This window comes from Roseibium sp. MMSF_3544, assembly GCF_030732845.1.
Lineage (GTDB): Bacteria > Pseudomonadota > Alphaproteobacteria > Rhizobiales > Stappiaceae > Roseibium.
On record NZ_JASHKA010000014.1, the window covers coordinates 20,104 to 39,117 of the forward strand.

General features: G+C 59.7%; 21 protein-coding genes. 1 reads left to right on the forward strand and 20 read right to left on the reverse strand.

Annotated elements, in window-relative coordinates:
- Position 1: 1 nt before the first annotated feature.
- The 13 genes from hypB to RBB47_RS19510 all read right to left on the reverse strand — a co-directional run bounded on the left by hypB (position 2) and on the right by RBB47_RS19510 (position 10,108).
- Entirely contained in the window at positions 2 to 880 is an 879-nt protein-coding gene (gene hypB, locus RBB47_RS19450; RefSeq protein WP_305987539.1) for a hydrogenase nickel incorporation protein HypB, read from the reverse strand.
- Positions 880 to 1,221 (reverse strand): hydrogenase maturation nickel metallochaperone HypA, encoded by a 342-nt coding sequence (gene hypA / locus RBB47_RS19455; RefSeq protein ID WP_305987540.1) that lies wholly within the window; start codon positions 1,219 to 1,221, stop codon positions 880 to 882. Before hypA ends, hypB begins: the two co-directional genes overlap by 1 nt.
- Entirely contained in the window at positions 1,221 to 2,321 is a 1,101-nt protein-coding gene (locus RBB47_RS19460) for a nickel-dependent hydrogenase large subunit (RefSeq protein ID WP_305987541.1), read from the reverse strand. The genes hypA and RBB47_RS19460 overlap by 1 nt, the downstream gene beginning before the upstream one ends.
- Complete coding sequence (gene hybE, locus RBB47_RS19465) at positions 2,311 to 2,913, reverse strand: [NiFe]-hydrogenase assembly chaperone HybE (RefSeq protein WP_305987542.1); 603 nt, start codon at positions 2,911 to 2,913, stop codon at positions 2,311 to 2,313. The genes RBB47_RS19460 and hybE overlap by 11 nt, the downstream gene beginning before the upstream one ends.
- A 1-nt stretch (position 2,914) precedes the next feature.
- Positions 2,915 to 3,139 (reverse strand): rubredoxin, encoded by a 225-nt coding sequence (locus RBB47_RS19470; RefSeq protein WP_305987543.1) that lies wholly within the window; start codon positions 3,137 to 3,139, stop codon positions 2,915 to 2,917.
- Positions 3,136 to 4,008 (reverse strand): hydrogenase expression/formation protein, encoded by an 873-nt coding sequence (locus tag RBB47_RS19475; RefSeq protein WP_305987544.1) that lies wholly within the window; start codon positions 4,006 to 4,008, stop codon positions 3,136 to 3,138. The genes RBB47_RS19470 and RBB47_RS19475 overlap by 4 nt, the downstream gene beginning before the upstream one ends.
- A 20-nt stretch (positions 4,009 to 4,028) precedes the next feature.
- Positions 4,029 to 4,460 (reverse strand): hydrogenase-1 expression HyaE, encoded by a 432-nt coding sequence (locus RBB47_RS19480; RefSeq protein ID WP_305987545.1) that lies wholly within the window; start codon positions 4,458 to 4,460, stop codon positions 4,029 to 4,031.
- 10 nt (positions 4,461 to 4,470) lie between these two features.
- Positions 4,471 to 4,779, reverse strand: coding sequence for a HypC/HybG/HupF family hydrogenase formation chaperone (hypC, locus tag RBB47_RS19485; RefSeq protein WP_305987546.1), 309 nt, complete (start codon positions 4,777 to 4,779; stop codon positions 4,471 to 4,473).
- Positions 4,779 to 5,471 carry a HyaD/HybD family hydrogenase maturation endopeptidase gene (locus RBB47_RS19490; RefSeq protein WP_305987547.1) on the reverse strand — a complete coding sequence of 231 codons (693 nt, stop codon included), beginning with the start codon at positions 5,469 to 5,471 and terminating at the stop codon, positions 4,779 to 4,781. The genes hypC and RBB47_RS19490 overlap by 1 nt, the downstream gene beginning before the upstream one ends.
- 416 nt (positions 5,472 to 5,887) lie before the next feature.
- A complete protein-coding gene (gene cybH / locus RBB47_RS19495; RefSeq protein WP_305987548.1) occupies positions 5,888 to 6,643 on the reverse strand; it encodes a Ni/Fe-hydrogenase, b-type cytochrome subunit in 756 nt (251 codons plus the stop codon).
- A gap of 10 nt (positions 6,644 to 6,653) precedes the next feature.
- Complete coding sequence (locus RBB47_RS19500; protein ID WP_305987549.1) at positions 6,654 to 7,217, reverse strand: HupE/UreJ family protein; 564 nt, start codon at positions 7,215 to 7,217, stop codon at positions 6,654 to 6,656.
- A 12-nt stretch (positions 7,218 to 7,229) separates the two neighbouring features.
- A complete protein-coding gene (locus RBB47_RS19505) occupies positions 7,230 to 9,029 on the reverse strand; it encodes a nickel-dependent hydrogenase large subunit (protein WP_305987550.1) in 1,800 nt (599 codons plus the stop codon).
- Positions 9,029 to 10,108 carry a hydrogenase small subunit gene (locus RBB47_RS19510; RefSeq protein WP_305987551.1) on the reverse strand — a complete coding sequence of 360 codons (1,080 nt, stop codon included), beginning with the start codon at positions 10,106 to 10,108 and terminating at the stop codon, positions 9,029 to 9,031. The genes RBB47_RS19505 and RBB47_RS19510 overlap by 1 nt, the downstream gene beginning before the upstream one ends.
- 349 nt (positions 10,109 to 10,457) lie before the next feature.
- On the opposite strand from RBB47_RS19510, the gene RBB47_RS19515 reads away from it, so the two are divergent.
- Positions 10,458 to 11,450, forward strand: coding sequence for a GlxA family transcriptional regulator (locus tag RBB47_RS19515; RefSeq protein ID WP_305987552.1), 993 nt, complete (start codon positions 10,458 to 10,460; stop codon positions 11,448 to 11,450).
- Here the strand turns inward: RBB47_RS19515 and RBB47_RS19520 are convergent.
- Genes RBB47_RS19520 through RBB47_RS19550 form a run of 7 tightly spaced genes read right to left on the reverse strand, consistent with a single transcriptional unit; the run spans position 11,447 to position 18,935 of the window.
- Positions 11,447 to 12,376, reverse strand: coding sequence for a 3-hydroxyacyl-CoA dehydrogenase NAD-binding domain-containing protein (locus RBB47_RS19520; protein WP_305987553.1), 930 nt, complete (start codon positions 12,374 to 12,376; stop codon positions 11,447 to 11,449). The genes RBB47_RS19515 and RBB47_RS19520 overlap by 4 nt on opposite strands.
- A complete protein-coding gene (locus tag RBB47_RS19525) occupies positions 12,376 to 13,110 on the reverse strand; it encodes an SDR family NAD(P)-dependent oxidoreductase (RefSeq protein ID WP_305987554.1) in 735 nt (244 codons plus the stop codon). The genes RBB47_RS19520 and RBB47_RS19525 overlap by 1 nt, the downstream gene beginning before the upstream one ends.
- Positions 13,110 to 14,528 carry a gamma-aminobutyraldehyde dehydrogenase gene (locus tag RBB47_RS19530; RefSeq protein WP_305987555.1) on the reverse strand — a complete coding sequence of 473 codons (1,419 nt, stop codon included), beginning with the start codon at positions 14,526 to 14,528 and terminating at the stop codon, positions 13,110 to 13,112. The genes RBB47_RS19525 and RBB47_RS19530 overlap by 1 nt, the downstream gene beginning before the upstream one ends.
- Positions 14,529 to 14,558: 30 nt before the next feature.
- Positions 14,559 to 15,494: a 3-keto-5-aminohexanoate cleavage protein gene (locus tag RBB47_RS19535; RefSeq protein ID WP_371932819.1), complete on the reverse strand. Its 936-nt coding sequence runs from the start codon at positions 15,492 to 15,494 to the stop codon at positions 14,559 to 14,561.
- The gene (locus RBB47_RS19540; protein WP_305987557.1) at positions 15,491 to 16,285 is read right to left on the reverse strand and encodes an SDR family NAD(P)-dependent oxidoreductase; all 795 of its coding nucleotides are present in this window, start codon (positions 16,283 to 16,285) and stop codon (positions 15,491 to 15,493) included. The genes RBB47_RS19535 and RBB47_RS19540 overlap by 4 nt, the downstream gene beginning before the upstream one ends.
- Complete coding sequence (betC, locus tag RBB47_RS19545; RefSeq protein ID WP_305987558.1) at positions 16,282 to 17,817, reverse strand: choline-sulfatase; 1,536 nt, start codon at positions 17,815 to 17,817, stop codon at positions 16,282 to 16,284. The genes RBB47_RS19540 and betC overlap by 4 nt, the downstream gene beginning before the upstream one ends.
- Positions 17,814 to 18,935, reverse strand: a complete 1,122-nt coding sequence (locus RBB47_RS19550; protein ID WP_305987559.1) for a ring-hydroxylating oxygenase subunit alpha — start codon at positions 18,933 to 18,935, stop codon at positions 17,814 to 17,816. Before RBB47_RS19550 ends, betC begins: the two co-directional genes overlap by 4 nt.
- Positions 18,936 to 19,014: the final 79 nt, after the last annotated feature.

Below are 19,014 nucleotides of genomic sequence, written 5' to 3' on the forward strand. Positions count from 1 at the left end.
CCTATTCCGCAGCACTGAGAGCCGGATGCCCGGCGAGATTCATCAAACGGGCCGCCTCGATCCACTGGAGCCAGTGGTCAAGACCTTCACCGGTGCGCGCCGAAACGGTCAGGATCTTGATGTTCGGATTGACCTTCCGGGCGTTCTCCATTGCGGTGGAAACATCGAAATCGAGATGCGGCAGCAGGTCGGACTTGTTCAGCAGCATAAGATCGGCGGCAGCGAACATGTCGGGATATTTGAGCGGCTTGTCCTCGCCTTCCGTAACGGAAAGAATTGCGACCTTGTGGGCTTCGCCGAGATCAAACGCTGCCGGACAGACGAGATTGCCGACATTTTCGATGAAGATGCAGCCACCGTCTGCCGGTGACAGATGCTCAACTGCGTGTCCAACCATATGTCCGTCGAGGTGGCACCCTTTTCCGGTGTTGATCTGCAGCGCTTCGACACCGGTTTCCCGGATGCGGTCGGCATCGTTGGTGGTCTGCTGATCGCCTTCGATGACGTAGCACTTGCGCGAGCTGCTCAATCGCTTGAGTGTCTCGACCAGAAGGGTCGTTTTGCCGGATCCCGGGCTGGAGACCAGATTGAGGACGAAGATTGCCCGGTCCTGAAAATACCGCCGGTTGGCATCCGCATAGGCGTTGTTCTTCGACAGGATATCCTGTTCCAGCTGGATCATCCGCGACTGGCTCATACCGGGCACAGACGCGCCTGCTTCACCTTCACCGTAATGATGGTGGTGCTGATCGTGATGGTGCGCATGATCATGATGATGATCGTGGGTGTGATCATGACGATGCTGTTCCGCGCCGCCCTTCGCATCACTTGCACCTTCAATGCGAACTTCCCCGGCCCCACATCCGCAGACAGTACACATCACGACACCTCCAGTTCCTTGATCCGTAACTCGTCTCCGCCGGTCACCTGCAGCTGATGTGACCCGCACTCAGGACAAGGATCATATCGCTCGGCAATCGGCACTGATTTAGCGCAATTCAGGCACCAGGCTTGCGCTTGCGGACAGGTAATTTCCAGCGCTGCACCTTCGGCGAGGCTCCCTCGCATAACCACGTCAAACCCGAAACGGAGGGCTTCCAGCTCAACGCCTGACAATGTCCCGACTTCCAGGCAAACCCTGTCGACCTTGGAGAAGGACTGTTGTTCAGCCTGTTCCTTCAGGATCCCGAGAATGCTCTCGCACAGCGACATTTCATGCATCAGTGGATCCTCACGCTATGCGAAACACAGGGATCGATTGCCCCCAGCACAAGATTGGCGAGGTCAAGCCGTTCCTCGCTGTAGCGGTCGGGCAATGCTTCAAGGCAACGCTGCGCGATCCCATTTTTTGCGAAATTCCATCTGGTTGGCGACACGATCTGATAGCTCTCAACCTTACCGTCTCGCAGGACGGCGATGTGGGTCAAGCGGCCGCGTGCGGTTTCAGCAATACCGACGCCTGCGGGCGCTGTTTCGTGAGTGACCTGCAAATCCGTTTTGCGGTCTCTTAGATCTTTCAGCTCAACCAGTATTGTCGCCAAATCGACCAGACGTGCAAGATAGCGCGTCGACAGCGAGGGCATGTCAGCCGCAAGAAGCGGGTGGGCCCGGTGACGTTCGAGCGAGGAGGTCTCCGGGACGAGATCGTCACTTTCCGGCGGCAGCACGAGGCCGGCATCGGAAAGATAAACTGTGCTCACGGCAGCTGTATCGTCGCCAACCCGTTTATCCAGGTTACCAATCAAGCGCGCGGCGCCCGTCAGGCCCGGTTTAATCCAGCCCTGAAGCTCCGCTTGGCTCCGCCGCGACAACCAGCGTGTCAGGCTTTCGCCAAAGACCCACTGTTCGGCAAGCGAACTTGCTGTCTCGACGGCCACATAAGCTTCCCGTTTTAGGTTTGTGAGCTCGAAATGGCCGGAAAACGCCTGTTCCTCGGGATCAAGAGCGGCGCGCAATGCGGGCAGGATCGGCATCGCTGCACGAGCCGTTTCCGTGTCTGGCGGCTCCTGGTTCAACTTCGGCCAGTCGAGCGCAATGCGCAGGAGATGCTCGCGCGCACGTTCCATCAGAACGAGGCATTCGCGAACCTTCCGGGTTTCCGCGTCCGCGCTGTCCCCGCGAGCCGTTTCCATGGCGTAGGAAGATGCGGCGGCATGCGCGGTCCCGCAAAGGGAATAGAGTGCCGGCACCATGCGCATCACTTCAGCCGGCTTGCGGCCGGACAAAAGACGCGTCACGTCGGCGGGTTCCTTCAGCGTGACCTCGACCGATGCTCCAGGGTCCCGCGGCAGAAGGATTTCGACATGTCCCTCAAGATCCATCCCGCACCTCCCGGGAGAGCCCGCCGGTCAGCAGGGCGCGGCGGCTCAATTCCTCTGGTGCTGCAGCCGGCACTGCAACCGGGTCGGCCTCCACATCCGCTTCCTGAACCGGATCCAACTCCTCGGATTTTTCAACGGTCACGATTTCGCCGCGCCAGACCGCCTGCATGTCCTGTTCCGCCTGGCCCGGCGCTTCTTCGGCTTCGAAAAGGGACTGGAGCGCTGCATCAGCGCAGGCTTCTGCGGTTTCCTGATCGGCAAATTCAAGAACCGGCGAAAAGAGCGAGCACATCCAGTAGGTGCCGATTTCAGGTTCATCGCCGCGAATGAACTCGAAAGGCCCTGCCGGAAAACGGAACAGGCGTTTTGTCCCGGTGGCAACAGGTTGCTCATCGTCCGCGTCCGGAAGCAGAAGGAGATTCATGAACCAAGGGGTGATCAGGATCGCCAACCAGTTGTTTTCCCAGCGCTGGGGGTTCACGAGCCGGACATCCAGTGCGTCATTCAGGATCGGAACACCGTCCATTCGCGTCTCGCGGATTGTCCGGAAACAGCTTTCGATCCTGTCAACAACTGGTGCCGGATCCGGCATGTCAGCTCTCCTCCATGACCATGAACCCGGCTTTGCCGGAGTCACATTCCGGGCAGCTCCAGTGATCCGGCAAGGCGGCAAACGGGGTGCCCGGTGGGATCTGCCAGTAGTCATCTCCCTCGGCAGGATCGTAGACATGCCAACAGATTTTGCATTCAAGCCGGGTCGCGGGACCGATTTTCGTGTTGTCACCGCCGTAGGAGCCCGCAAAGAAACCGCCGCTCATCGGTAGATCTCCAGGATCTCGTCAAGACGGGCGGCGGAATCGTCGATGTCTTCTGCGGCCGCACAGGCAACTTCCGGCACCGCGATAATTTCGATCGTATTCAGGATCAGGCTGTCCTGCGAATTGTAGAACTGAACCCACCAGGTGTTGTGCGTGCCCGTCGACGAAATCCGGCAATTGCCGTAGCCCCGGGAAAGGATCGTCACGTCGCCGCGCTCAAGGCTCGTGGTAAGGAATGTAAGGTCCTCTTCGGTATGCGGCAGCAGAGACAGATTGATGACATGCGGGCCGGACGCCTGCTCGCTCTTGGCCACGTGTTCGTTGATTTCCGCAATGAGCGGCGGTGCGTTGAAGATGTTTTCCGCAGCGACCTCTTCCGGCATTGCGACGACCTGTTTCGAGCCAGTGAAGGCGTGGTCGAGAACTTCGGTCGGAAACGCACCGACCTCGATATAGCTGGCTTTTGAATTCCCCGCGGCGGCCGTGCGGTGGACGCGCCAAACGCCGGCGAGAACGGATTCCTGCGCTTGCACATGAGAGCCGGCAATCACGGAGACCTCTCCTTCACCAAGCACCTGATTGACGAGGTCGATGTTCGCGGCGTCAAGTTGGTCCAGGTCGACGCGATATCCGCTGACATTGGTCTTGTGGGCCTTGAGCAGATCCAGAACGGCTTCAAGTGCCGCCAGGCCCGTTGCCAGACCTTCCGTATCCTCCGGTTCCGGCAGGTCCGGCGCTTCGAAGGTCATCATGCCGGACGGCATCTGCATGTATTCCAGTTCGCCGCCGTCCTCGTCGGCAGGCTGGCTGCCAGGACCGACCAGGGGGCCGTTCAACGGTGCCGGGAAAGGGGTATGTGAAGTACTCATGGGGTCACCTTTCTGCGCCGTCAGCTCAATGCGGCCGGTTGGACACCGCAACCTTCGGGAAACCTGAATGCGGGCGGTTCGGTCGGTTCACGTGTGAGAATCTCGGAGATTTCGTTCAGATAGTCGGTCCAGTCGCGCACGCCCTGAATGACGCCGAGATAGGCGCCGTAACGCAAGAAGACGAGGCTCGGAAAGCTGTTGAATCGATAGCGCCGTTGCAGTTCGCGCTCGCAAGACCGGTCAACGATCAACGGCGTGACGGAGCCCTGAAGCGCCTTGCTGAGTTCGGGAAGGATCACCGCAACGTCATTGCTTTCCGCCAGACGTTCGGCGTCACCCGGAAAGAACACCATGGTGAAGACGGTTTCCGCGGCAGACTTGTCGAGCGCCTCCTCGTTGACGACCTTCAGGCCTTCGCGCGCGATGATGGACGTAAGTAAGGGTGAGAACATGCGTGGTCTCTCATTCAGCGGGTTGTTGGATTGCTGCCGGGTCTTCGCGATCCGGATCGATAAGGTCGGCAAACAGATGGTCAATGTTGGTGTCGCCCTGCATGACGAGATCGAGGGCCTTCAGCGCGTCGGAAATGCGCCCGGCCGTGTCCGCATCAAGGATCTCGCGCGCGGCACCCAGAAACGTCAGGACCCACGTGCCTTCCTCGACAGCGCCAACAAGGCGAACATCGATGTCGTGCACTTGGCCGTCGTTGGATCTGCACTGCGCGAAGCCGAAATCGGACGAGATCACCTGCATGGGAATTCCGAGGCACATCAGCGCTGCTCCATCGGCTTGGCGACGAGCGCTGCAACCTCTGCATCGAAATCTGCGGGACCGGACCATCCCTGCCCGGCGAGAACGCGGCTGTCGCCGTGCCGGAACGCATCGCCCGATTCCGGCCGGCCGCCTTCATAGCGGCCAAGCGTCATTTCAAGGCTGGCGATCGTCTGATCCTCGCCAAGCAGCTCCGTCCTCGGAAACGCCTCAACCCCGTGAGACTTGAGAAACGCCAGCGCATGATCAATCGCCGGATCGATCTGTGCCTTGACCTCGGGCCGAAGGCTGCCGCCGTAATCTTCGAGTTCCACCGGCTGGACCCCGACAAGCAGCAGATGTTCGGGGTAATCGCCCAGCATCTCGGCCATCGCCAGCACTTCCTGAAAACCGGTCTGGTGAAGAGAAATTTTCTTGGCGCCCAGAAACTTCGGTACCTCTTCACCCTGGACGAGCTTCATGGTTCCCGGCGGCAGGCCGTAGTCGACGGCATCGAAAACAATCAGGATATCTGCGTCGCGGATATGCTGAACCAGGTAGACACCCTGTGTGCCCCCGTCCATGACCGCAACATTGTCACCGAAACAGTGCCTGCGGTGCAGCTCTTCCACTGCCCGAACACCAAAACCCTCATCCGCCCATAACAGGTTCCCGATTCCGAGAATCAAGACGGCGGGTGCACCCTCTCCCATGGCGCTGTCCTCCCTTGCCCGCCGCATTCGTGAATCAGGACGGGCGTTGCCTTGTGTCTGAATTGCTTTCGCAAGTGACGTGCCAAAAAGACAGTTCGGTTAAGAAGCTGTTTTTAAAGGATTTTAATGAGAGGGTGTAAGATAATTGGAAGGAAAGTATCCGCCAGAATGACAGTTTGGAAGAAAGCTTTCCATAGGAGTGGTGACACGGACGCTGCCGGTGGATGGATTTCTGCCACTTCAACGAAGATCGGTGGGACAGGTCCCGCCGCCCATCTTTCGAGGCTTCTCGATGCTGAGCACCTTAAGATGTGGTTTTCGGAGGGACACACGCTGTGATCAAATGCAAACCGGCGGGGAAGGCCCCGCCGGTCTGGGTCGACAAAATACTTGGTCGATCGGGTACGCGCGACGACTTACTCGTCCGCCACCGGCTTGTCGTCTCTGAACGTGCGCCAGCCCGAGAACATCGATGACATGATCGATTGCCGGGACATGATGTCCTCGCGCACAGCCGCATAAACGTGAATGATCACGAAGCAGACGATCACCCAAAGTCCCAGGTGGTGCCAGGTGTGCACATCCTGGCTCTGGCCGAACAGCGGGATGATCCAGCTCGAGAACATCTCATACTGCCAGGACCCCATGCCGGTGCCTTCGCCGTAGAGCGCGAAGCCGGTCAGGATCATGAAGACGATGCACCAGACGAAGAGCACGTGCATCACCAGGGTCGCCAGCGGGTTGTGGCCTGCGTATTTCAGCGGCTCGCGGACGATCATGGCGTACCACTCAACCTCATGGAACAGCTCGCGCCAGAAGCTACCCCGCCAGACGGGCGGCAGGAAAATCTGCTTGGCGTGCTTGTTGCCAACGAAAGCCCAGTAGATCCGGAACAGGAAGGCCACCGTCAGGATGTAGCCTGCTGCAAAATGCAGATAACGGATCCAGCCGAAGAGGAAGCTGGAAGAAGCTTCTCCTCCGATAGACGGCGGTGGCGAGCCGATAAAGTAACCGGTGATCCCGAGAACGAGAATGCAAAGGGCATTGACCCAATGCCAGATCCGGACTGGTGCCTCGTAGATGTAGACGGCCTCTTCCTTGTGGGAGGCGGTCCCGTGATCCAGCGTTTCGCTGGTTTCGGGAACCTCCTGGCCGGTTGCGTCGATGGTCATGGCATCCTCCTTATCCGGCGAGCAGCGCCACACCGGTGGCACCGAGGACGAGACCGGGCGCATAGCGACCGATGAGCGATGTCCGGACAGACCGGCCGAACGTCCAGCCCGCGGCATGAAGCGCGGCACTCCCGGCGGCAAACGCGGCAAGGTAGACGACTGACGCCCCGATTGCTTCGACGCCGTGAGCTGTGCCATGCAGGAACCCGAACGCCGCTGTCACTGCCAGGATCAGCGGCAGCGCCAGATTTGATCCGGCGGCGATCAAAAGGCCGAAGACAATGAGCGAAGCGAGAATGCCAGGCTCGGCAGCCGCAAGCGTCAGTCCGGCAACACCACTCAAGAGACCGATCACCAATGCGGCAACGAAGGCTGCGGGAAGGGTCCATGCAATGCCGTCGCGACGGTCTGCGGCAAGGATCCCCACACCGAACATCGCCAGGAGATGGTCGATGCCAAGGAAGGGGTGAAGAAATCCGGTCAGAGCGGTCAGCTCGTGTCCGGTATGCGCCGTGGCCGGGGTGGCCGCGATCAGGCCACCTCCGACAAGTGCCAGTTTCAAAAGCTTTTTCATGATGTTCCTCCCTCAGCGCACCTTGATGTCGGCCAGTTCCTCACCGTCCGGACCCATGACATGGGTCGAACAGGCAAGGCACGGGTCGAAACTGTGCAGGGTGCGCAGAATTTCGACCGGCTCGTCGGCGCGTTCCACCTTCGTGTTCAAAAGCGAGGCTTCGAACGCTCCGATGTTGCCGTCATTGTCGCGCGGGCTGCCGTTCCAGGTGGTCGGCACCACGCACTGGTAATTGTCGATCCTGGTGTCCTTGATCTTGATCCAGTGTGCGAGCGCGCCACGCGGAGCTTCGGTGAAGCCGACGCCCTTGACTTCCGTCGGCCAGGTCGACGGGTCGAATTTCTCCGTATTGGCCGTCGTGGAATCGCCGGCTTTGATGTTGGCGATCATCTTGTCCATGAAGTAGCGCTGCTTTTGCGCCGCCCACTGGGCTTCAAGTCCCCTTGCAGCCGTGCGCCCAAGCGTCGAGAACAGGGCGTCGATAGGCACGTCGAGCGCCGACAGCGTGCGGTCGACCTGGTCCTTGATCTCCTCGTGCCCTTGCATGTAGCCGATGACGTAGCGGGCGAGCGGCCCGACTTCCATCGCGTGGCCACGCCAGCGCGGTGCCTTGATCCAGGAATACTTGGCGTTTTCATCGATGTTGACGATGTTGGTCGACGTGCCGATCAGGTTGTCACCGAGCGCGTAGTTCGGTTCCGTGACCCCGTCCCAGGGGTGCAGCCCCTTGGCCTCGTCGGCATAGGCGTACCAGGAGTGCGGCACGAATTCTTGGATCTGGTCCGGATCCCTGAGGTCGATCTCGTGGATTTCCGTCAGCTTGCCATCGACGATGGCGCCGCGCGGCATCATCAGGTTTTCCGGCGAGTAATCGTTGGCCCGGTCCGGGATGTCGCCGTAGGACATCAGGCTCTGGGACGACAGTCCACCGCCATAGAGCCAGCTCTTGTAGAACCCGGCAATGGCAATCAGATCCGGAATATAGACGTTTTCGATGAACTCGATGGACCGGTCGATGATGCTGGAGACATAGTTGAGCCGGTCCATGGTGATTGGCGCGCCGACGGCCTGATCGCCATCGATGTTGATCGCGCAGGGAACACCACCCACCAGCCAGTTCGGATGGGTATCCTTGCCACCGAAGATCGTGCGGGTGGTCATGATTTCCTTCTGGAAATCGAGCGCTTCGAGATAGTGGGTGACCGCCATCAGATCGGCTTCCGGCGGCAACAGGTAGGCCGGGTTGGTCCAATAACCGTTTTTGAACGGTCCGAGCTGGCCGGATTCGACGAATTTCTTCAAGCGGTTCTGAATGTCCCGGAAGTAACCGGGCGAAGACTTGGCGTGTCTTGGGGACACCTGCTGCTGCAGTGCGGAGGTCGCCTTCGGGTCCGCCTTCAAGGCGTTGACCGGGTTCACCCAGTCCAGCGCATGAAGGTGATAGAAGTGAACCAGATGGTCGTGTACCTGCAGCGACAGCTGCATGATGTTGCGGATGGAGTTGGCGTTTTCGGGAATGTCGATCCCGAGTGCATCTTCCACCGCGCGCACGGAGGTGAGCGCGTGGGTGCCGGTGCAGACGCCGCAGATCCGCTGGGTGAACGCCCAGGCATCACGCGGATCGCGGCCCTTCAGGATCACTTCAAGTCCACGCCACATGGTGCCGGTAGAGACCGCGTTGCGAATGATGTTGTCCTCATCGACATTCACTTCGCAGCGCATGTGGCCTTCGATCCGCGTGACCGGATCAACCACGACCCGCTTGCCGGAGGTATCCAGATCAAACCCGTTCGGGGTGCGCAAGGTAGCCATCACTCATCTCCTCCCTTGTGGCGAGCGCGCTTGACGGCGCTGGCGGCAGCGTGGGTCGCGGCGGCTGCGCCGACGACCAGGGCCGCCGCTCCGCCGATCTTGTCCGCGTTGGACTCAACGCCGAACCCTTTGATGTCGGTCAGGCGGTCATAGAAGCCGCCCTTGTCCCAGAACCCGTCTTCCGAACAGCCGAAGCAGGGATGACCGGACTGGATCGGGAAGGACAGGCCGCCGTTCCAGCGAACGGTCGAGCAGGCGTTGTAGGTGGTGGGGCCTTTGCAGCCGACCTTGTAGAGGCAATAGCCCTTGCGTGCGCCCTCATCGTCGAAGCTTTCGACGAACTGGCCCGCATCGAAGTGCGGCCGCCGGTAGCACTTGTCGTGGATCCGCTGCGAATAGAACATTTTCGGCCGGCCCTGACGGTCAAGTTCCGGGAACCGGTCGAAAGTAACGAGATAGGTGATCACCGCGGTCATCACTTCGGCAATCGGCGGACAGCCGGGGACCTTGATGATCGGCTTGTTGTTCGGCATGCCCGGTGCCTTGTGGATCGGCACCGCCTGAGTCGGATTCGGCCTTGCCGCCTGGACGCAGCCCCAGGATGCACAAGAGCCCCAGGAGATGATCGCCTTGCAGTGTGCTGCCGCGTGCTGCAATTGCTCAAGATAAGGCTTGCCTGCGATGATGCAGGACATGCCTTCCTGGTTGAGCGGCGGATTGCCCTCACAGGCAAGAAGGTAGTTGCCGTCGTATTTGTCGATCGTTTCCTGGATGATCGCCTCGGCCTGATGGCCGGCAGCCGCCATGATGGTGTCGTCATAGTCGAGCGAGATCATCGACAGGATGACGTCCTTGGCGAGAGGGTGTGCCGAACGGATGAAACTCTCCGAACAACACGTGCACTCAAGCCCGTGCAGCCACAGCACCGGAATGCGCGGCTTTGTCTCCATGGCTTCGGCGATTTTCGGCGCAAAGCTCGGTCCGAGACCGAGCGCTGCTGCCGTCAGCGAACAGAATTTAAGGAAACTTCGCCTGGTGATGCCTTGTCGGCGCATCACATCGTAAAAGGTCTCGTGCATACCCCACGCTCCTCCGCATGTTATTTTTGGCTGGATGCCAAATTCCATGCGGGCTTTGCAGGAAGCGGGCCAAATTCTTTAGTTTTTGTTTTTGTTGGGTTTTCGTCGGAAAATTCCACTGTTCAGCTTGATGGCGAAACGGATAGAGCCGCTGCATGTTTTCAAAGTGTAAGCAAACTAACCACCAAGCCGCCAGTCGTGCTTTCAAGGTTGGAGGCGAGATTTCGCGCGGCAAGAAAGCCGGTCGCTTCCAGCTGGAATGCGTATCGGTCCACGCCAGAAAACAAAGACCCCGGTTTTGTGCTATGTCCTGAAACCGGTAACCCTAATACCCGAGCGGACCGCACTCTTGAACCTGGTTATCCTTGTGACGCCTTACTTCAATCTGGCTGCAACGATGTCCTTCATCGATCCGTTCCGGGCGGCAAACTACCTGACCGGGTCGACAACGTTCCGATGGCACGTGCTTTCTGCCGAGGGTGGAATGGTGATGTCGAGCAGCGGGCTCGCGATTGAAACCGCTGCGTTGACGCAAACCGTACCGGCAAAGGCAGATCTCGTTCTCGTCAGTTCAAGCTGGACGCCGGAGCAGAGCTATTCGGACGTCACGACGAGTGCGCTCAACCGATGGGCCCGGGAAGGGGCGATTGTCGGCGGCATCGACACCGGCGCCTTCGTCCTGGCCAATGCCGGGCTGTTGAAGAACAAGCGGGCCACGGCGCACTACGAACATATAGATGCGCTCATGGAAATGGCGACGGACACGACGGTTTGCGAAGATCTGTTTGTCGTTGACGGCCGGCTCTTCACCTGTTGCGGCGGCACGGCGGCCTCCGATGCCGCGCTTCATTATCTCAGCGAGTTTTCCGGCCCCAGCATTGCGAATGCGGCCGCGCGCTATGTGTTTCACCATGATGTTCGCGGCGCGGGCCGATCGCAGAACCCGAAACGTGTCGAGCCGACGGGCCACGTGACACCCAACACCGTCAGAAAAGCAATCGATCTGATGGAGGCAAATCTTGAAGATCCGATTCCGATCCCGGAAATCTGCAAACGCGTTGCCATCTCACAGCGGCAGCTGGGCCGCCTGTTCACGCAATATGTTCACAAGACACCGGTCGAATACTATCGCGACATCCGGCTCGACCGCGCCCGGGGCCTGGTGACGCAGACAGAAATGAAACTCAGCGAAGTGGCGGCGGCCTCCGGCTTCAACAGCCAGGTTCATTTCAGCCGATGTTACCAACAGAAATTCGGCCTGGCACCGAACAAGGACCGCATCGAGGGCCGTGTCCCATTCGAGTTCCGGGCCTGGCCGATGCATAGTCCAAGGTCAAGCTAGCGAAGCGGCTTCGTCGCAGCCTGGATCGCCACCAGCATTCGGTCCCTGTCGCGCGCGAGTTCCTGAGGGCTGCGTCCTCTCGCCTGCTCGGCCATGCCTGCGACCAGCTTTTCAATGACATCGTCATCGAGCCGCGGATCGCCCAAATCGTCCCACCAGCCGTTGAAGGTATCCTTGAAATGGTCGCAGAACGCTTTGAGGCCACCTTCGCCCGCGCCGAGATGAAACAGCATCGTTGGACCCATCGACGCCCACCTCAGACCGGGGCCGGCCCACATCGCCCTGTCAATGTCTTCAACGCTCGCAACGCCCTCTATGGCCATGTAGACCGCTTCGCGCCAGACAGCTGCCTGCAGGCGGTTCGCAACATGGCCCGCCATGCCTTTCTTGATGCGGATCGTGACTTTTCCAATGTCGTGATAAAAGTCTTCGGTCACGTTCAGAACATCCGCACTGGTGCACGAATTTCCCGTCAGTTCCACCAGCGGGATCAAGTGTGGCGGATTGAACGGGTGCCCGAGAACAAAGCGCGCGGGATCTTTCCAGCCCTCTTGCAGCGCCTCCAGCGTCAATCCGGACGTCGAACTCGACACGACCGCGTGGGGCGGCAGCACCGCTTCGATTTCCCCATAGGTCGCATGTTTGATCGGAAGCCTCTCAGGTACGTTTTCCTGAACGAAGTCTGCGCCTTCCACGACGGATGCGGCTGACTGCGAAAACGTCAAAGCGTCCGGCGTCGCCCGCTCTGTCAGGCCAAGCTCTTCAAGCGCCGGCCAGGCCGCGTCGATATACGCTTTGACCTTGTTTTGCGTTTCCGGGTCTGGATCGAAGACGGATACGCTTCGTCCCGCTGCCAGGAAGAGGGCCGTCCAGCTGGCACCAATGACACCTGCGCCCAGAACAGCGACATTCGAAATATGCTTCATCAGAACAATCCCGGGTTCAAGGGTGAGGCGGCGGTCATGCCGCCGTCGACAGTGAATAGCTGCCCGGTTGCGAAGGAGGCATCGTCAGAGGCAAGCCAGACCGCCATCGCGGCGATGTCAGAGGGTTTGCCAAACCGTCCGGCCGGGTGCCGCTTCACGGCATCGGACTGCGCTTTGTCCGGATCTTGGGCAAGCTGGAATCCGGCCTCCAGCATGCCCGTTTCGATCCAGCCCGGGCAAATCGCATTGCAACGGATCGCCGGACCTTGGTCGACCGCGATCGACCGCGTGAGCCCGTGCACAAAGGCCTTCGACGCGTTGTAGAGCGCCATGGACGGGTCGGCGACATTGCCGGATATGGAGCCGATATTGATGAGCGAGCCACCATTGCGCATGCGCGGTATGAAGGCGCGACAAACATTGAAGACGCCCCTCGCGTTGGTGCCCATCACCAGGTCCCAATCCTCGTCGGAACTCTCGACCACGGTTTTTTCGACCTGAACTCCCGCATTGTTGACGACAACGTCAAACGCACCGAGGCTCTCTGCAGTATTTGTCACAGCGTCCGGGTCGGAGACGTCGAGGCTGATCCAGCCGGCTTTGAATTCGTCAGGGTGCTCCCCGCGGCCGCACGCAACGACATCTGCGCCTTCTCTCAGAAAAGCGTCGACGATCCCGCGCCCGATGCCCGACCGTCCTCCGGTGACAAAGGCCCGTTTGCCTGAAAGACGCATCAGTGCGCAACCATGACGTGGCGGATCGACGTGTAGGCATCCAGCGCATAGACCGACATGTCACATCCGGTGCCGGAACCCTTCATCGCAGCCCAGGGCATTTCCGGTGTCGCGACGCCATGCGTGTTGACCCATGTAAAGCCGTAGCGCAGCTTCGATGTCATCTGCATCGCGCGCCCGACGTCCCGCGTCCAGACGGAAGAAGCCAATCCATAGGACCCAGCGTTCGCTGTTTTCAAAGCCTCGTCCGCATCGGTAAACCGCGACACTGTCACGACGGGCCCGAATACTTCGCTCCGCGCAATCTCGGCATTCCCGTCGACATTCGCGACAACGGTCGGCTGGTAGAAAAATCCGCTACCGTCTCCGCTTTCCCCGCCAGTGATCACTTCGCCCGACGGACGCGCGCGATCGACGAAGGCTGCTACGCGGTTTCTGTGCTCGGCCGAAACAAGAGGCCCCATCTCGGTGCCTTCCGCCTTTTGGGCGCCCATCTGGATTTGGCTAACCTGGTCTCCGATGGCGGCGACAAGCTTGTCGTAGATGCCGTCGGCGGCGAGCACCCGGCAGGGCTGCGCGCAATCCTGTCCGGCGTTGAAATAGCTGCCGTATCGAATGGTTTCGGCAACGGCATCAATATCGGCATCATCAAAGACGATGACTGGCGCCTTGCCGCCGAGCTCGAGATGAACATGGCGTATCTGGTTGGAAGCCGCCCGCATTGCCGCCATCCCGGTTGCCGGTGATCCTGTGACGCTGATGGCTTCCATTTGCGGACTGTTGATCAACTGATCCCCAATCGTCGGGCCGCGCCCGTGCACGATGTTCAGGAGGCCTGCGGGAACTGCATCCTTGATGAGTTCAGCCAGCTTCAATGTCGACAGCGGCGTCAGCTCCGAGGGCTTCAGAACCACGGGGCATCCGGCGGCAATCGGCGCCGCCAGTTTCCAGGACGCCATCATCAAGGGATAGTTCCACGGGGCGATGGCTGCGACCGGTCCGACCGGATCGCGCCGGATCATCGATGTGTGGCCGGCCACATATTCGCCGGTTGCCGAGCCGGTCATCGTTCTTGCCGCGCCTGCGAAAAAACGGAAGACGTCGATGGTCAGCGGCATTTCATCGTCATGCGCGGACGGCCACGGTTTGCCGACATCAAGACTTTCAAGTTCCGCCAGCTCGAAACTGTTCTCCTCGATTATCTCCGCGATCTGCAGAAGAAGCGCAGATCGCTCCGCTGGTGTTGTCGCCGACAGGGTCGCGAAGCTTTCTGCCGAACTTCTAACCGCCGCCTCAACCTGTTCCGGGCTCGCTTCGTTCACCGTTGCGATTGTGCTGCCGGTTGCCGGGTCAAGAACATCCAGTGCGACGCCGTCGCCGCTCACCAGTTCGCCGTTTATCAACATTTTCGTCTGCATGGATTGTCCTCCTTAGGGTGCGTCCGTAGCCTAAAACCCGACTCGGTCAGCTCCCTTCAGCGCAAGGCGCTGGCGGGCTTCGGCGGGGGTCGCCACTGTCAGTCCCAGATTTTCGATGATCGTGCGAATGCGTTGAACCTGTTGGGCATTCGACGTTGCAAGCTCGCCCTTGCCGATAAAGAGGCTGTCTTCCAGGCCGACGCGGAGATTGCCGCCGAGCAGAGCGCTCTGGGTCGCAAACGGCATTTGATGGCGGCCCGCCGACAGAACCGACCACTCGTAAGTGCTGGCGCCGAAGAGCTCGTCCGCCTTCTTGTGAAGATGAACAAGATTGTCGATATCGGCCCCCATGCCACCCAGGATGCCGAACACCATCTGAATGAAGAAAGGCGGTTTGATCAGGCCCTGGTCCACGAACCATTTGACGTTGTAAAGATGCCCGAGGTCGTAGCACTCGAACTCGAACCGGGTGCCGTGGTCGCCACCGAGTTTCTCGATCGCGTAGCGGATCGTCTTGAACGTGTTCGGAAAGATGAAATCTTCCGTCATTTCCAGGAAAGGGCGTTCCCAATCGAACTGGAAGTCACTGTATTTCTGAAGCATCGGGAAGATGCCGAAATTCATAGATCCCATGTTGAGCGATGCCATTTCCGGACTTGCGCTGGTCGCCGCCAGAAGCCGTTCGTCCATCGACATGCCCAGGCCGCCGCCGGTGGAGACATTCACAACCGCGTCCGTCGACTGCTTTATGACGGGTAGAAACTGTCGGAAGATTTCCGGTCTCGGGTCCGGCTTGCCGGTGTCCGGATTGCGCGCATGGAGATGGATGATCGAAGCGCCGGCTTCGGCAGCTTCAATGCTTGCCGTTGCGATTTCGGCCGGTGTGATCGGCAGGTGCGGTGACATCGACGGTGTATGGATACCGCCTGTCGGGGCACAGGTTATGATGATGGACTTCGGCATCAGAGCTTCATCTGCTGCACCTGTGCAGACAGCCCTCCGTCAAGCACCCACAGCTGTCCCGATGCGTAACGCGCCTCGTCCGAAGCCAGCCACGTCACCAGATTGGCGATATCAGTCGGCGTGCCATAGGTGCGCATCGGGTGCACATCCCGGACAGCCTGCTGCAGCGTTTCAATGTTGCCGCCGCCACCGCCCGATCCCTCACCGGTGAAGAAGCTCTGCAGCATCGGCGTGTCGATATAGCCGGGACAAATCGCGTTGACGCGTATGCCCTCCGGACCGTGGTCGCATGCCATCGCCCGCGTCAGCGCGTGCACGGCGCCCTTTGTGGCGCAATAGGCGGCAAGGCCGGGATCGGCGATGAAACCGTCATACGATCCGAAATTGATCAGGCTTGCGCTTGTCCCCGATCTGGCGGCTTCACGCATCAACGGAAGCGCATGTTTGGACGTCAGGAACGTGCCCGTGACATTGACGGCAAAGCTGCGGTTCCACTCCTCAAGGGTGGTGTCCTCGATCGTCTTTTCGATCTCGATCCCGGCGGCATTTACAAGAATATCCAACTTGCCGTGCGAAGCGCGCACCGTCTCCATCGCGTCGACGGCGTCCTGTTCCTGCGTGACGTCCAGCTTTATAAACAAGCCGCCATCATCGCTCTCGCTTTCCAGGGAGCCGCCTGGAGTCAGGTCGGCCGCATAGACAGTCGCACCTTCCTTGATGAAACGTGCGACGATCGCGCGTCCAATGCCGCCGCGCGCTCCCGTGACGAGAGCGGTTTTGCCGTTCAGCATCATCGATTGGAGTCCTTGTTTGGAGGGAAGCGATACCGGCTGGCCGCGGCCGTCCAGTCCATGTGATTGCGCACATATTGCTGGCTGGCGTCAGACGGCGGATCGTAGTCCCAGTGTTCGCCGGCACCGGCTTCCATGGCCGCGTGCAACGCGCGTCGCGCCTTTTGAGTTGCTATGACCCTCACTCGAAGGTCCTCACCGTTCCATCGGGCATCAAATTCCGCAGCGAAATCGGCAGCAGCATCGGCATAGTCTGGATCAGTGGTCCGATTGACGGTCTCGTGCGGATCCTTGTCGAGGTCATAAAGCTGGGGCGGATCGGCGTCGCAATGGATGTATTTGAGCGGCCCCCGTCGGATCATCACCACGGGGTAGGGGGTCATTTCCGCGCAATATTCGCCAATTGCCTCATCAACCGGATCGTGTTCACCGCGCGCCAGCGGCATCAGGCTGCGACCGTCGACAGGCACCCCGAGCATGTCCGGCCCGCCACCACCGATTTCCAGGAAGGTCGGCAGCAGGTCGACGAGAGAGCAGGCATTTTTCGCGGTCCCGTGCGTCACTCCGGGTCCTGCCATGACGAGGGGAACGCGTGCGGAGTGTTCGAAGAAATTCATCTTGTACCAAAGGCCACGCTCTCCGAGCATGTCGCCGTGATCTGCGGTCACGAGGATGATCGTGTTGTCGAGTTCGCCGATCTCCTGAAGCGTTTGGACCAGCAGTCCCACCTTGCTGTCGAAGTAACTGACGTTCGCGAGATAAGCATGGCGGGCTCTTCGCACCTCTTCCTCGGTCAAGGGGACATAGGACGCTTCGATCCCGTCCATCAGGCGGCGCGAGAATGGATCCTGATCGTCCTGAGCGGGAACAAATTGCGGAAGATCGATGTCGGCGTCGGTGTATAGGTCCCACCATTCCGGCCGTGCGACATAAGGGTCATGCGGATGGATGAAACTGGCGACCAACGCGAAGGGACTGTCATGCCCCTGAGCCTTGTCCCGCGCCACATCGAACAGCCAACGCCGGGCTGCAAAGCCGACTTCCTCGTCGTAGTCGATCTGGAACGTGGCCTGGGCGATACCGCTTTCCTTGACGGTCTGCATGTTGTGGTACCACTTGTCGATCCGCTCGTCCGGCGCTTCCCAGTCCGGCGTCCAGGCGAAATCGGCAGGGTAGATGTCGGTGGTTACCCGGTTCTCAAAGCCGTGCATCTGGTCCGGACCGACGAAATGCATCTTGCCGGACAGGCAGGTGCGGTACCCCAGGGCCTTCAGGTAATGCGCAAAGGTCGGAATAGACGCGTTGAATTCCGATGCATTGTCGTAGGCTGCAATCCGGCTGATCAGCTGGCCGGACATGAATGCAAAACGCGACGGTGCGCAGAGCGGAGAATTGCAGTAGGCCGCGTCAAAACGCATGCCGCGCGCTGCAAGCGCATCCAGATGCGGGGTCTTGGCGACCGGATGGCCGTAGGCGCCGGTAAAATGTGGTGCCAGTTGATCCGCCATCACCACGACAATGTTGGGGCGTCTCACGCGGCACCTCGTGCGTAGGCGTCGAGAACCAGACCGTGGAAGTGGTGTACGGCATGCTCCGATTTGCCCGACCCGTCCGGATCGTGGACGATGCGCCCCTGCGTGAAGGCCGGCGTGTTCATGCCCCTTTGCACGCTTTCAACGAGACCAATGTCCTCGACCTGTAGCACCTCGTCGAGATAGCGAATGGCGTCCAGCTCCATCTCGTTCGGTTCCGGCGTTTCCAGAAAGAAGTCGTATGTCTCCAGAGTCCGGTCCGGGCCCACGGGAATGATGTTCAAAACGATCATGCTCGACCGGCCCGGATAGCGCATCAGGCAGGTCGTCGGCCACAGCCACCAGACGGCATGTGTGCGAACCGTGGCGTTCGAGACATCATAGGCGGTGTTGGCAGATTGCCCGGCATCGGCCATGTGGCTCGAATAGATGCCGTGCGTCGTCACCTTGTAGGTGTCCATATCGACGAGGTCGCAGAAATCCTTGTGAGCCGTCGGACAGTGGTAGCACTCCAGGAAATTGTCGACGACGTTCTTCCAATTGGACTTGATGTCGTAGGTCAGCCGATGCCCGAAAGTCAGCTTGTCCACGTCCGGAGCCCAATGGCGGATTTCGGTTTCCAGATCCCCGGATTGCGCGGACAGCGGCGCCGCTTCAGTGTCGAGATTCACAAAGACAAAACCGCAGAACTCTTCGACCTGAACCTGATCAAGGCAGATGTCACTAACGTGAAAATCTTGCAGGTTTTCGGTGTGGGGTGCACGGGCCAGCTGGCCGTCAAGTTTATAGACCCAGGCATGATAGGGACACAGGATCCGCGTCGTTGTACCTTCACCGCTCAAGAGTTCGTGCGCGCGGTGTTTGCAGACATTGTAAAACGCCCTGAGGACCCCGTCTCGTCCGCGGACGACGGCAACAGGGTGACCAGCGATTTCCACGGTCACATAGGAGCCCGGGTCCCGCGTCTTTTCGACGTGACAAACCCACTGCCAGTTCTTGCCGATGATCGACTTGAGGTCTTCGCGAAACCAGTCAGGCTCTGTGTAGGCGTTGGCGACCAAGGAACTGGACCGCGCCGGATCCGTGCTGTAGCCGGCTGAAATCTGCGACACTGAAGACATGGCGTTCGCTCTCCCTTACTGCATTTCAGGGTGCCGCTTAATTGATGCGGCGGCGTAATTTTTTTGGTCATGTTTTTGA